Origin of the sequence: Cryobacterium sp. MLB-32, from assembly GCF_000738085.1 — a bacterium.
Classification (GTDB): domain Bacteria; phylum Actinomycetota; class Actinomycetes; order Actinomycetales; family Microbacteriaceae; genus Cryobacterium.
Genome location: NZ_JPRS01000437.1, coordinates 1 through 767, shown reverse-complemented (window position 1 = coordinate 767; position 767 = coordinate 1). Strand labels below are relative to the sequence as shown.

At 58.4% G+C, this 767-nt stretch carries 2 protein-coding genes; both read right to left on the bottom strand.

The window, feature by feature from the left end; genetic code table 11:
- Positions 1-294: glycosyltransferase family 2 protein (locus JF66_RS19225; protein ID WP_231556515.1), on the bottom strand; the 294-nt coding region annotated here is incomplete at its 3' end.
- A 122-nt stretch (positions 295-416) separates the two neighbouring features.
- Positions 417-767: ABC transporter ATP-binding protein (locus JF66_RS23855; protein WP_035880487.1), on the bottom strand; the 351-nt coding region annotated here is incomplete at its 5' end.

Below are 767 nucleotides of genomic sequence, written 5' to 3'. Positions count from 1 at the left end.
GATCGCTTCTCTGATCCAACCACGGTCCGGCTTAGCGTCGTTGTTCAGGAACGCGATAAATTCCCCGGAAGCGCGGGAAACACCGAGATTGCATCCGCCGGTGAATCCGAGGTTGTCGGCTGATTCAACGAGCGTTACCTCCTCGGCGATCTTCTGAAGACGGGCCAGGCTGTCGTCGCCCGAACCGTTCTCGACGACGATGATCTCGAGACTCGCCCGTGGCCAGTCGAGTTCGAGGAGACCTCGAACGCACTCGATCGTGTCTTCGGCACCACGGAAATTAACCAGGACCACCGAGACCACACCTGAACGTTGCTTTTTCAAAGCCAAACCTCACTGATTGTTTGCGGGGAACCGGATGAGTCTACCAATCGAGCTCACGGACGCGGGAGAGTCGCCCGGGTGGACTCGCGCCGTCAGGACGCCTTGGCTGCCCCGGGCAGGGAATCCAGATAGGCGGTGATAGTCGGATCGGCGTCGCCAACCATCACGAGTTCCCCGTGGCTCAACCACGCGGCCTGATCACACATGGATCGCACGGATTCCATGGCATGGCTCACCAGGATGACCGTTTTGCCGGCGGCTTTGAAGTCAACGAACTTCTGAGCGCACTTGTCCTGGAATTCAGCATCGCCCACAGCCAGCACCTCGTCAACGACGAGGATATCGGGGTCGACGTTGATTGCGATCGCGAATCCGAGGCGCACGTACATTCCCGAGGAATAGTTCTTAACCGGCTGATCGATGAATTGTTCGACCCCCGAAAA